The sequence below is a fragment of the Streptomyces sp. SPB162 genome (genome assembly GCF_029504575.1).
Classification (GTDB): Bacteria; Actinomycetota; Actinomycetes; order Streptomycetales; family Streptomycetaceae; genus Actinacidiphila.
Window position 1 is genome coordinate 178,522 of sequence record NZ_JAQFII010000001.1, and the last position, 13,001, is coordinate 191,522.

Annotated in this window: 8 protein-coding genes and 1 pseudogene; 7 read left to right on the top strand and 2 right to left on the bottom strand. The window is 71.1% G+C overall.

The annotated features are described in order from the left end of the window. Positions 1 to 1,067 precede the first annotated feature (1,067 nt). Positions 1,068 to 1,355, bottom strand: a complete 288-nt coding sequence (locus tag M2266_RS00895; protein WP_277436324.1) for a hypothetical protein — start codon at positions 1,353 to 1,355, stop codon at positions 1,068 to 1,070. Positions 1,356 to 1,570: 215 nt separating this feature from the next. Between M2266_RS00895 and M2266_RS00900 the strand changes: the two genes are divergently transcribed. The 4 genes from M2266_RS00900 (at position 1,571) to M2266_RS00915 (ending at position 6,047) form a co-directional block, all read left to right on the top strand. Beyond that, a complete protein-coding gene (locus M2266_RS00900) occupies positions 1,571 to 1,945 on the top strand; it encodes an RICIN domain-containing protein (RefSeq protein ID WP_277441019.1) in 375 nt (124 codons plus the stop codon). Between the two features lie 153 nt (positions 1,946 to 2,098). Beyond that, the gene (locus tag M2266_RS00905; RefSeq protein WP_277436325.1) at positions 2,099 to 2,698 is read left to right on the top strand and encodes a hypothetical protein; all 600 of its coding nucleotides are present in this window, start codon (positions 2,099 to 2,101) and stop codon (positions 2,696 to 2,698) included. Between the two features lie 211 nt (positions 2,699 to 2,909). Continuing rightward, the gene (locus M2266_RS00910; RefSeq protein ID WP_277436326.1) at positions 2,910 to 3,920 is read left to right on the top strand and encodes a LacI family DNA-binding transcriptional regulator; all 1,011 of its coding nucleotides are present in this window, start codon (positions 2,910 to 2,912) and stop codon (positions 3,918 to 3,920) included. 90 nt (positions 3,921 to 4,010) lie between these two features. Next, a complete protein-coding gene (locus M2266_RS00915) occupies positions 4,011 to 6,047 on the top strand; it encodes a TIM-barrel domain-containing protein (RefSeq protein ID WP_277436327.1) in 2,037 nt (678 codons plus the stop codon). A 76-nt stretch (positions 6,048 to 6,123) separates the two neighbouring features. Here the strand turns inward: M2266_RS00915 and M2266_RS00920 are convergent. Then, positions 6,124 to 8,989: pseudogene (locus M2266_RS00920) on the bottom strand (glycoside hydrolase family 3 C-terminal domain-containing protein). Between the two features lie 385 nt (positions 8,990 to 9,374). On the opposite strand from M2266_RS00920, the gene M2266_RS00925 reads away from it, so the two are divergent. Genes M2266_RS00925 through M2266_RS00935 form a run of 3 tightly spaced genes read left to right on the top strand, consistent with a single transcriptional unit; the run spans position 9,375 to position 12,963 of the window. Further along, on the top strand, positions 9,375 to 10,985 hold the full coding sequence (locus M2266_RS00925; protein ID WP_277441020.1) for an extracellular solute-binding protein: 1,611 nt from the start codon (positions 9,375 to 9,377) through the stop codon (positions 10,983 to 10,985). Next, positions 10,982 to 12,013, top strand: a complete 1,032-nt coding sequence (locus M2266_RS00930; protein ID WP_277436328.1) for an ABC transporter permease subunit — start codon at positions 10,982 to 10,984, stop codon at positions 12,011 to 12,013. The genes M2266_RS00925 and M2266_RS00930 overlap by 4 nt, the downstream gene beginning before the upstream one ends. Further along, complete coding sequence (locus M2266_RS00935) at positions 12,010 to 12,963, top strand: carbohydrate ABC transporter permease (protein WP_277436329.1); 954 nt, start codon at positions 12,010 to 12,012, stop codon at positions 12,961 to 12,963. Before M2266_RS00930 ends, M2266_RS00935 begins: the two co-directional genes overlap by 4 nt. Positions 12,964 to 13,001 lie beyond the last annotated feature (38 nt).

Here is a 13,001-nt window from a genome sequence, read left to right on the forward strand (position 1 = left end):
ACGAACACCCAGCAGGTGGATTCGGCCGTCCCGCAGGCGCTGGACGACGTTCCGCCGGACGAGCCGCGCAAGGGCATGGTGTACAAGGGTCTGGAAGCAGCCCCCGAGGACAGCGCGTGCGTCGGCGGCTTCGAGGTCGAGGGCGTCAAGCAGTGCACGCACGGCCCCGACACGCCGCCCAAGGGCGTGGACATCACCAAGGACACACCCCCGGCCGTCAAGGCGATCGCGCCGGCCTCCATACCCAAGGCCGGCGGCGGCAAGGCCCCGGGCGGCGCGGAGCTGCTGTCGGACGTGCCGGCGACGCTGGACGCCGCTCACCCCGGCAAGGCCGTCGCCTCCGCCCCGCCCGCCGCGACGGGCTCCACGGGCCCCGCCGCCAAGGCCGCCGCGGCCCAGGACGCGGCGTCGGCCGTGGTCTGTGACGGCGACGGATCGACCGGCAACCGCGTCCAGGTCGTCTACGCACACGGGCCCGGTGCGAACCGCTTCGCCGAGTACCTGCCCTCGTTCAAGAAGTGGGCGCACGACTCCGACGTCATCTACAACGCGAGCGCGACGGAGACCGGCGGCGTACGCCACATCCGCTACGTCACCGAGTCCGACTGCACCGTCGCGGTGCTCAACCTCGAGGTGCCGGCCGCCGCGATGCAGGACTTCAGCGCCACCAACCAGGCGCTGGCCACCCAGGGGCTGAACCGCCGGGACCGTAAGTACATGATCTTCGCGGACTCCAACGTCTACTGCGGCATCGGCAGCTTCGCCGGCGACGAGCGTCCCGGCCCGGAGAACTCCAGTAACTTCGGCCCCTCCTACGGCCGCACGGACTCCGGCTGCTGGGGTGGCTCGACGCCCGCGCACGAACTCGGCCACAACCTCGGGGCGGTCAACAACAGCGCCCCGAACACCAGCCGTGGCGGCCACTGCGTGGACGAGTGGGACATCATGTGCTACTCGGACACGCCGTACTACCCGCAGATGCAGATCCACTGCCCGAACCGCAGCAGCGACGACCGGCTCGACTGCAACCACGATGACTACTTCAACACCAACCCGCAGCCGGGCAGTTATCTGACGACGCACTGGAACATCGCCAACAACCAGTTCCTGCTCACCAACGGTGGCAGCAACCCCAACCCCAACCCGACGCCGAACCCGACGCCCACCCCCTCCCCCACCACGACAAAGGTTCCGACGCCCAACCCGACACCGACCACGACGCCGACCGCCACGCCGAATCCGACGACCGGTCCTGACGTCGTCGTGAGCCAGGTGACCCAGAACTCCGCGGTGCTCACCTGGAAGCCGGCCGCCGGCGCCACCGGGTACGACCTGCTGCTGGACAAGAAGGTCATCGGCACCGTCAAGGCCACCACCGTCCGGGTGGTCAGCCTGCGGCCCGGCACCGCGTACAAGGTCGCCGTCGCCGTGCACGGCGCGGACGGCAAGGTCTCGGCGTCCGGTCGCCAGGCGGCGTTCCCGCACCCAGCCCGCCAGCGGCACGGCCGGCCCGGTCCAGCCCGGCAAGCGCTACCTGATGCTCAACAGCTTCACGGGCCAGGCCGCCGACATGTACGGCGCCTCCCGTGCCAACGGCGGGGTGCTCATCGGCTACCAGCGCCACGGTTACACCAACCAGCAGTGGTCGTTCGAGAGCGTCGGCGGCGGCTACGTCCGGGTCAGGTCCGCGGTGTCCGGGAAGTGCCTGCAGATCGGCGGCCAGCCGGTGGCGGGCCAGTGGATCGCCCAGCAGCCGTGCGGCCGGGCCGCTTCGCAGGCGTGGAAGATCACCGCCAACGCGACCGGTTACACGCTCGGCGCCAAGGGCTCCCCGCTCGTCCTCGGCGTGAGCAACCGCGACTACTACGGCGGGGCGCTGCTGGAGCTGCAGCAGCCCGGCAACCAGGCCTGGCAGCGCTGGACCTTCCAGCAGCCCACGTCCTGACCCCTCGGCCGTCCGCCGCCCCCGCGGGGGCGGCCGAGACCCCATGAACCGACGGGCCCGCCCGCCCCACCGGGCGGGCCCGTCAGCGCGCTCCCGCGGGCCGCCCCCACCCGCCCCGCCCCCTTTCCCGACGCTCGTGAAAGCCGGTCCCAGATGCCCCGCCCGCCCCTCCGCCTGCCGCGGCCGCCCGTGGCCGCGCTGCTGGTCCTCCTCGTCGCCCTGCTGTCGCTGCTGTGCACGAGGCCGGCGTCCGCCCATGGGGACACCATCCACCTGGAGATCACCGGCAACGCGGAAGGCCGCCTGACGATCGCCGCCACGTGGGACGAGGACCACCACCCCGTGGACGAGAAGGTCGCCGCGACGCTGCAGGCGACCGCGGCGGACGGCCGCCAGGTCGGCCCGTGGGCCCTGACCCCGCTGGACATGGCGCGGGGCACCTATACCGTCGCCGTACCGCTGCCGCCCGGCACCTGGCAGGTTTCGGCGGAATCCGCGTTCCCGGCCATGGGCGCGGGAAAGACCACCCTCAAGGTCACGGCCGTTCCGGGCCGCCCGGCCCCGACCGTGAACACGAACGCCCCGACCACCGCCGCCCCGGCCCCGGCTCCGAGCCACCCCGCCGCGGCCGCCGACACCGGCGATTCCGGATCGTCGGCCACCCTGGTGACAACCCTGGTCGCCGCAGCGGTCGTCGCGGCAGCCGTCGCGGTGCTGGTCGTGCGCCGGCGCCGCTCCGGCCCCCGGCGGTAGCGACGGGAGCTCGTCCGACGACCCAACGCGTCAGGCGGGTTCCAGCGAAGGTGTTGAAGCGCTTCGACTGAGCTCTGGACAGCAGCTTAGGCCGCGTCTAGTGTCGATACGCGGCAGCTGTCACGGGACAGGGTCGCGAGTGTTATCGAAGCGCTTCAATCGATAGGTTGTCCTGTGCAACCCCTTCGCCCTCGTCGGATGGAGACCCTCTATGGCCACGCTCGCCGAGGTCGCCCGGCACGCCGGTGTCTCCGCCAGCACGGTGTCGTACGTCCTCAGCGGCAAGCGCTCGATCTCGGAGGGCACCCGCGACCGCGTCGAGCGCAGCATCCAGGAGCTCGGCTACCATCCCAACGCGGGGGCCAGGGCGCTCGCCAGCAGCCGGTCGCATATCGTGGCGCTGATGGTGCCGCTGCGGACGGACATGTACGTGCCGGTGATGATGGAGATCGCCATCGCCGTGGCCACCACGGCGCGTCAGTACGGGCACGACGTACTGCTGCTGACCGGCGAGGAGGGGCCCGCCGCCGTGCGGCGGGTGGTCGGCAGCGGGCTGGCGGACGCCATGATCGTGATGGATGTCGAGCTGGAGGACGAACGCGTTCCGCTGTTGCGGGACTCCGTCCACCCCTCCGTCCTGATCGGGCTGCCGTCCGATCCGTCCGGACTGACCTGCGTCGACCTGGACTTCACCGCCACCGGAGAACTGTGCGGGGACCATCTCGCCGATCTCGGGCACCGCGACATCGCCGTGATCGGCGAGGCCCCGGCCGTCTACCAGCGGCACACCGGGTTCGCCGAGCGCACCATGGAGGGGCTGCGCCGGCGCGCCCGTGAGCGGGACCTGCGGCTCATCCACCGTCCCTGCGACGGCAGTTACGAGTCCACCGCCGGTGTCCTGTCGCGCATCTTCGAGGAGCGGCCCCGCACCAGTGCCCTCGTGGTGCAGAACGAGTCGTCCGTCGGCCCCCTGCTCAGCCTGCTCCAGCAGCAGGGCCGCGCGGTCCCCGAGGACGTGTCGGTGATCGCCATCTGTCCCGACCAGGTCGCCGAGCAGGCTTCCGTGCGGCTCACCTCGGTGGCCATCCCCGCCCAGGACATGGGACGGCGTGCCGTCGAGCTGGTGATGGGCAAGCTGGAGGGCCGCGAGCCGCGACCGCTTACGCTGCTCCCGCCGCAGCTCACCGTGCGCGGCAGTACCGGGCCCGCAGCAACCGTCTGACCTTCCGCCACCCCCCGGGTCCCGCAGCCACGGCGCCGGACCGCGATTCCGCATGCCCTGCGATCCCCCGCGCCCTGAAGGAGACCCACCGTGATTCAGACGCCGCCCGCCGTGTCCCTCGCCCAGTCCTCGCCCACGGCCGGCACGTTCAGCGAACGCGCGGGTGGGCTGGAGTGGACCGGCCGCCAGGAGACGCTCCGCGTCGAGGCGTGGGGTCCGGACGCGGTACGGGTCAGGGCCCGGCTCGGCGGCCCGCTGCTGGAGGGTCTGCCCGGCGCCCTCCTGGACGAGCCGCCGGCCGCCCCGGCCGCGGCCGTCAAGATCGAGAACGGCCACGCCCTGCTCGTCAACGGGGCGATCACCGCGACGGTCGACGCCGAGGGCATGGTGCGCTTCCTGCGCACCGACAGCGGCGAGGAACTCCTCGCCGAGGAGCGGGCGCACTTCTGGTGGCCCGGTCCGCGGCTGCGCACCGCGACCGGCAACGGGTACCACCGCATCGAGCAGCGCTTCCGCGCCTATGACGGTGAGCGGTTGTACGGGCTGGGCCAGCACCAGCACGGCCTGCTCGACCAGAAGGGCGCCGTCATCGACCTGGTGCAGCGCAACTCCGAGGTGACGATCCCCGTCCTCACCTCCAGTAGGGGCTACACCTTCCTGTGGAACAACCCGGCGATCGGCCGCGTCGAACTGGCGGCCACCGGCACCCGCTGGGTCGCCGACAGCGCACGGCAGACCGACTACTGGATCACGGCCGGAGATCCGGCCGCCGCGCAGCGCCGCTACACCGCGGCCACCGGCCGCACCCCGATGCTCCCCGAGTGGGCCGCCGGCTTCTGGCAGTGCAAACTGCGCTACCGCACCCAGGACGAACTGCTCGGCGTTGCCCGCGAGTACCACCGCCGCGGCCTGCCGCTCGCCGTGATCGTCTGCGACTTCTTCCACTGGACGCACCTGGGCGAGTGGAAGTTCGACCCCGCCGAGTGGCCGGACCCCGCCGCGATGACCCGCGAACTCGCCGAGATGGGTGTACAACTCGCCGTCTCCGTCTGGCCGTCCGTCTCGCCGCTCAGCGAGACCCACCAACCGATGGAGCAGGCCGGGCACTTCATCGGCACCGAGTACGGCCCGATGGCGCACGCCGACTGGCCGGACAAGCAGGTAGCGGAGCCGGTCCAGGTGGCGTTCTACGACGCCACCAACCCGCAGGCCCGTGACTACGTCTGGCAGCGGATCAAGGACAACTACCTCACCCCTTACGGCATCAAGGCGTTCTGGCTGGACGCCTGCGAGCCCGAGCTCAAGCCCGGACACGCCGCCAACCTCCGCTACCACGCGGGCCCCGGCCTGGAGGTCGGCAACCTGTACCCGCGCGAGAACTCCCGCACCTTCCACGAGGGTCTGCTCGCCGCCGGGGACGAGGAGGTGGTGACCCTCAACCGTTCCGCGTGGGCCGGCAGCCAGCGCTACGGTGCCGCCCTGTGGTCGGGCGACATCGGCACGGACTTCGCCACGCTGCGCGACCAGGTGACCGCCGGACTGCATGTCGCGCTGTCCGGGATCCCCTGGTGGAACACCGACATCGGCGGCTTCCACGGGGGCGACCCGGACGACCCCGCCTACCAGGAGGTGCTGGTCCGCTGGTTCCAGTACGGCGCCTTCAGCCCGCTCTTCCGGCTGCACGGCTTCCGTGATCCCGGCATGCCGCTGGGACCCGATATGACCGGCGGCCCCAACGAGGTCTGGTCGTACGGCGAGGAGGCGTACGGGATCCTCACCGACTACCTGCGGCTGCGTGCGCGTCTCAAGCCGTACCTGCTGGCGCAGATGCGCACCGCGCACGAGGACGGCGTCCCGCCGATGCGCCCGCTCTTCCTGGAGTTCCCGCGGGACGAGGCGGCCTGGGGCGTCGGTGACGCCTTCCTCTTCGGCCCCGACCTGCTGGTCGCCCCGGTGCTGGAGGCCGGTGCCCGCGAGCGCACCGTGTACCTCCCGCGGGGCGCGCGGTGGACCGACGCCTGGACGGGCGCCGTGTACGAGGGCGGGCAGTCGGTGACGGTGCCGGCGCCGCTGGAGCGCATCCCGCTCTTCCTGCGGGACGGAGCCGTGCTCCCGATTCGCCCGTAAGGCCACAGCGCGACGCCCCCCGGCCGACCGGCCGGGGGGCGTTTTCGGGTCCGCGGGTTCAGCGGGGTCAGCGGGATCAGCCGGAGAAGTCCAGGCGGTCCAGGCGGACCGGACCGCGCAGGGTCAGGTGCACGTCGTGGACGCCTGCCGGGGCGGTGTCGAGCGGCACCCGCACGTCGTCGTAGGCGTAACGGCTTCCGGTCACGGGCACGCCGACGGCCGCCAGCGCCGTTCCGTCGCCGAGGTACAGCTCGAGCGACGTCCCGCCCGGAGCGGCGTCCTCCTCCCGGGAGACCCGCACCACCACGGTGTCCGGTCCCTCCGTTCCGAAGTCGCAGCCGCGGAAGAGCAGCCGGCCCGGCTCCGTACCGCCCGGGGCGACCGCGTCGCCCCGCTCCTTCGTCCGGTCGACCAGCACCACGCCGCTCTGCTCGTCGAAGTCCGCCGCCGCGAGGCCGCGCCGGCGCACATCGCGCGGGGCGGCCGGCTCGCCGCCGAGCGTGAGGGTGCGCGCCAGGCGGATGTCGGTGCTGGAGGCGCCGGCCTGGATCTCGTACCCACCCGGGCCGACGGTCCACCGCCCGTGGGCGACGTCCCAGAAACCGAGCCGGTCGAGCGGCACGGTGAAGGAGACGGTGCCGGACTCGCCTGGCAACAACGAGAGCCGGCCGTGGGCGACGAGGCTGCGGGCGGGCCGTCGCACCGTCGTGGCGGGCGCCCCGGCGTACAGCTGAACGGTCTCGGTGCCGGCCGCGGGGCCGGTGTTGGCGACCGTGAGCGTGGCGGAGACCGCGTCGCCGCCGAGCGACAGGTCCAGTCCCTGATACTCGAAGGACGTGTACGACAACCCGTGGCCGAAGGGGTAGAGGGGCGTTCCGCGGAAGTAGAGGTAGGTGGAGCCCGCGGTGATGATGTCGTAGTCGAGCAGGTCCGGCAGGTCCTCCTCGGCGGCGTACCAGGTCTGCGGCAGGCGACCGGACGGGGAGACGTCACCGAACAGCACCCGTGCCAGGGCGGTGCCGGCCGACTGGCCGCCGTGCGCGCTCCACAGCAGCGCGGGAAGCGCGGCATCGGCCGCGGCGACCGCGTAGGGGTAGCTGGAGGTCATGGCCAGCACCGTCCGCGGGTTGGCGGCGTGGGCGGCGCGCCAGAGGGCTTCCTGCCGCTCCGGCAGGGCCAGCGTCCGCCGGTCCTCGGTCTCCCGGCCGTTGATGTGCGGGTCGTTGCCCGCCACGACGATCACGGTGTCGGCGGCGGCAGCGGCCCGCGCCGCCGCCTCCGCGCCGTGGCTGATGACCTCCACCGTGAAAGCGCTGCCCCGCTCGGCAACCTTCAGGCCGTCGGCGGTGACTTGGATGTACCGGCTCGTCCCCGGGTGTCTGAGGAGGTGAGCGTCGCCGTGCCGTTCCAGTGCGAACGTCTCCCGCACGATCCAGCCGCCGGGCTGGTCCGCGGCGGCACGCACATAGCCGTCCTCGGCCACGGTCAGGTAGCGGCCGGAGGGCGCGCGCAGGGTCAGCAGGCCCTCGCCCCACTCCGTCAGGGTCAGCTCGGTGGGTTGCCCGCCGACGCGCACCGGGGGCAGGTCGGTGCGGCCGCGGAGATGCGCCGGATTGAGCGAGGCCTCGCCCGCGCGGGACGGGACGTCCGCGGCGGGCTCCGGCACCTGCACCCAGCCGTCGTCCGTCCGCAGCCGGACCCGGTCCGCGCCGTCGGCGAAGATCACCCGGTCGGCGCCCAGGCGCTCGCGCAACGCGTCCACCAGCGAGGCGCGCTGGATCAGACTGCCGCTGTACCAGTCCGTCTTCACCTCGTCAGCGAGCGGGCCGACGATCGCGACCGTGCGCGTACCGCTCTCGTCCAGCGGCAGCAGCCCGTCGTTCTTGAGCAGCACCACGGCGGCCCTCCGCCGCCCGCAGCGCGAGCGCGCGGTGCGCGGGGGTGTCGTAGGAGCTCAGGTCGGTGGCCGCGTAGGGGCCCTGGTCCGGGTCGAACTCACCGAGCCGGAAGCGCAGGGACAGCAGCCGGCGCACGGCGGTGTCGACGTCCTTCTGGTCGATCAGGCCACGCCGCAGGGCACCGTGCAGCCTGCCGGTGATCTTCGACGAGTCCTGGTCGTGGTCGGTGAAGCTGTCCACTCCGGCGCGCAGTGCGGCGGCCGTGGCCTCCTCGTGCGAGTCGAAGTAGTGCTCGGAGTCGACCAGGTTCGACGGGGCGCCGGCGTCCGAGCAGACGACGAGATCCTGGTCGGTCCAGCGGCGCAGGTGCTCGTCGAGCAGGGGAGAGACGTGGTTCGGGCGGCCGTTGACCAGGTTGTACGCGGGCATCACCCCGGCGACGGTGCCCCCCTCGACCGGTCCGCGGAAGGCGGCCAGGTCGTACTCGTGCAGGACGCGGGGGCGCACGGAGGAGGACGTGGTGTCGCGTGCGGTCTCGTTGTTGTGTGCCAGCCAGTGCTTGAGGACGGGCGCGGTGCGCCAGCGGTCCGGGTGGTCGCCGCGCAGCCCGGAGGTGTAGGCGGTGGCGAGGTCGGAGGTGAGGCGCGGGTCCTCGGAGTACCCCTCCTCGTTGCGGCCCCATCGCGGGTCCCGCAGCAGGTTGACGGTCGGTGCCCAGACGTTGAGCCCCACGCGGGAGTCGCGCGTGCGCATCGCGCGTACCTCGGTGCCGACGGCCTCGCCGACCGCCCGCACCAGCTCCGCGTCCCAGCTCGCGCCGAGACCGACGGCCTGGGGGAAGACGGTGGCCGGTCCGCTCCAGGCGACGCCGTGCAGCGCTTCCTGCCCGGTGCGGAAGGCGTCGAGCCCCAGTCGCGGCACCGCGGGCGCGAACTGGTGCAGCATCGCGATCCGCTCGTCGGGCGTGAGCCGTTGGATCAGGTCCTCGACCCTGGCGGCCAGGGGGAGTCTCGGATCGCGGAACGGCAGGTCGTGGGTGGTCACACAGGCCCCTTCGGGTGGAACAGGCGAGAAACGACTGCGGGAGTACGACATTCGAAGCGCTTCGATGCTGGTGCGAGGGGTGGACACTGTCAAGGCTTGCGGCGGTAACGGCCCAAAGTTCCCGGTCCCTTGCGGGTGCGGTCTTTGATTCCGTGCACTGCGGACTCTTGCGCGCCCCGCCACGCACACTTAACCTCATCGCAACATCGAAGCGCTTCGATCGATGGTTTCGAATTTTCTGCCAGACCCCCATTGAGATGCCGGCCGGCGTGCTCCGCCACGTGTCCTGGCGCCGCCACGAAGGGTTGACGCAATGCCGAACTCCCAGGCCCCGGCTCCGGCCGTACCAGCCGCTCCCAGCCGGAGAACCTTCCTCACCGGCGCGATAGCCGTAGCCTCGATCGCCGCGGGCGGCCCCCTGCTCACCGCCTGCTCGTCGTCGAAGAGCACGAGCAACAAGGGCAGCGTCGCCACCGGCGACGCGCTCAAGAAGGTGCTGCCCGCCTACGTACCCTCGACGCTGGTCCCCCCGGACATCCCCGGCGTGAACGGTTCGAGCCCCGGCTTCACCAAGCTCCCCGACCCGCTGGTCGTCTCGGTCAAGGCCAAGCCCGGCAAGGGGAGCACCTTCAAGGCGATGACCCCCATCTGGGGCACCGTCCCGAAGAAGGACAACGCCTACTACAAGGCGGTCGACGAGGCGCTCGGCGCCACGGTGGCGTTCGACCCGCTGGACGGCACCACCTATCAGGAGAAGATCGGCGCGGTGCTCGCCTCGAGCGGCATCCCCGACCTGGTCACCATCCCCGGCTGGAACATGCAGGGCCAGATCCGCAACGCCATCGAGAACAAGTTCGCCGATCTGGGCCCGTACCTGTCCGGCGATGCCGTCAAGAAGTACCCGAACCTCGCGGCCATCCCCACCGGCGCCTGGCAGATGGCGGTGTTCGGCGGCAAACTGCGCGGTCTGCCCAACTCCGGCGGCGTGCTGGGCAACGCGTTCTTCTACCGCAAGGACCTCGTCGACGCCGCCGGCGTGGCCCTGCCGAAGACGGCGGACGAGTTGGTCTCCTTCGGCAAGTCCGTCACCGACGCGAAGAACAAGCGGTGGGCCTTCGACGACCTGTGGGCGTGCATCCAGAAGCTCTACGGCGTCCTGCCGGACGCGCCGCACTACTGGCAGCTCAAGGACGGCAAGCTCGTCCACAAGATCGAGACCCAGGAGTACCGCGAGGCGCTCGCCTTCGCCCGCAAGCTCCACGACCAGAAGCTGGTCCACCCCGACGCCGACGCGGGGAAGGACGGCGACGCGAAGATCCGCTTCACCTCCGGCCAGACCGTCATGTACCAGGACGGCACCGGCGGCTGGTACGGCATGGTCTCCGAACAGGCCAAGCAGAACCCGAAGTTCGCCATGCAGGCGCTGGACTACTTCGCGGCCGACGGCGGTGCCCCGCTGCTGTGGCAGGACGACCAGGCCGGCATCTTCAGCTTCATCAACAAGAACCTCCCCAAGGAGAAGATCGAGGAGCTGCTCGCGATCGCCGACTACGCGGCCGCCCCGTTCGGCTCCCAGGAGTTCCAGCTCGTCAACTACGGCGTCGAGGGCACGCATTACCACCTCAAGGACGGCGCGCCCGTCTTCACCGAGCAGGGCGTCCAGGAGGCCCAGCCCGCCACGCTCTACTTCCTCGCCGCCCCGCCGCCGTCCATCGCCCACCCCGACCAGCCGCAGATGGTCAAGGACTACGCGGGCTGGATGGCACGCCAGGCACCCCATCTGAAGAAGCCGCTGTTCTACGGCATGCAGATCGTCGAACCCACCCGTTACGCCTCCCTCTACACGGGCTTCGACGACCTGCAGAAGGACATTCGGCGCGGCCGCAAGCCCGTCAGCGCCGTCGAGGACGCCGTCAGCACCTGGAAGAAGAGCGGCGGCGAGCAGTTGCGCGCCTTCTACCAGGGCATCCTCGACAAGAACGGCAGCGGGGCGTGAGGACGAGGGTGCGTGTCGCCGCCGGGCTGCCCCGGCAGCCCGGCACCGGCGGCACGGCCCGGGAGGAGCGCGCCACCCCGGCGGCGGCTCCGGCGCCGAAGCCGCCCGCCCCGGGGATCAGCCGCCGCCAGCGGTTCCGGCGCGACCGTACCCTGCTGCTGATGACGGTGCCGGCCGTCGCACTGCTGCTGGTCTTCAACTACGTGCCGCTGCTCGGCAACGTGGTGGCGTTCCAGGAGTACGACGTCTACGGCGCCGGCATCACCGGCAGCCCCTTCGTCGGCCTCGACAACTTCCAGCGGCTCTTCGACGACTACCGCTTCTGGGAGGTGATCGGCAACACCCTCAGCATCACCTTCACCCAGCTGATCCTCTTCTTCCCGATCCCCATCGCGCTGGCCCTGCTGCTGAACAGCGTCTTCAGTGACCGCGTCCGCGCCTGGGTGCAGGGGATCGTGTACCTGCCGCACTTCTTCTCCTGGGTGCTGGTCATCACCGTCTTCCAGCAGATGTTCGGCGGCGCCGGTCTCATCGCCCAACACCTGCGCCAACACGGCGTGGACGGCTTCGACCTGATGACGAACCCGGCGCTGTTCAAGTTCCTCGTGACCTGGCAGGCGGTCTGGAAGGACGCGGGCTGGGGCGTGATCGTCTTCCTCGCCGCACTGAGCGCCGTCAACCAGGACCTGTACGAGGCCGCCGCCGTCGACGGCGCGAACCGCTGGCGCCGCATGTGGCACATCACGCTGCCCGCGCTGCGCCCCGTGATCGCGCTGCTGCTGGTGCTGCGCGTCGGCGACTCACTCAACGCCGGCTTCGAACAGATCCTCCTCCAGCGCGACGCGGTCGGCCCCGGAGCCTCGGAGATCCTCGACACCTACGTCTGGTGGACGGGCATCAAGACCGGCGACTTCGGCTACGCGGCCGCCGCTGGAATCTTCAAGGGCGTGTTCAGCGTGCTCCTCGTGCTGCTCGCCAACCGGGCCGCCCACGTGCTGGGCGAGCAGGGGGTGTACTCCAAGAAATGACCGCCATACTCACCGACCCGGAGAGCCGGGGCGCCACGCCCCTGGAGAAGATCAACAGGACCGGCGGACGACCGGTGTGGGAGGAGGAACCCAGCGCGATCGGCCAGGGGATCAAGGGACTCTCCCTCGTCGTCGTCTGCCTGTCCATCCTGGCGCCGCTGTGGGTGGTCGTCGTCACCAGCCTGTCCGACAGCAAGACCATCACCGAGGCCGGCGGCCTGGTGCTCTGGCCCGGGACGATCACCTTCCGCTCGTACACCGAGCTGCTGAGCGGCGGGATCGTCACCCGCGCCGCCCTGGTCAGCATCATGGTCACGCTGGTCGGTACGGCGTTCAGCATGGCGATCTCCATCCTGTGCGCCTACGGGCTGTCCCGCACCGGCTCCTTCGCCCACCGCCCGATCCTCATGACGCTGATGCTGACCATGTTCTTCGGCGCCGGACTGATCCCCACCTACCTGCTGGTGACCGGCATCGGACTGCAGGACAGCTACTGGTCGATGATCCTGCCCAGCGCGATCAGCGTCTTCAACATCCTGGTGCTCCGCTCCTTCTTCATGGGCGTGGCACCGGAGCTCATCGACAGCGCCCGCATCGACGGGGCCGGTGAGTGGCGCATCCTGTTCCGCGTCGTCATGCCGCTGTCCCGCGCCGTGATCGCCGTCGTCTCGCTCTTCTACGCGGTCGGCTACTGGAGCCAGTGGTTCAACGCCAGCATCTACATCAACGACAGCGAGAAGTACCCGTTGCAGATGATCCTGCGGCAGATCGTGCTCAAGCAGGAGGTCCCGCCCGGCGCCATGGGGCAGGCGGTCAGCAGCGGCGCGATCTCCAGCCTGTCGGTGCAGATGGCGGTGATGGTGCTGGCGCTGCTCCCGGTCGCCGTGCTCTCGCCGTTCGTCCAGAAGCACTTCCACAAGGGCATGCTCATCGGCGCCGTCAAGGGCTGACGCCCGGTCCTACCCTCCGCTCACTCCCCCCGCTCACT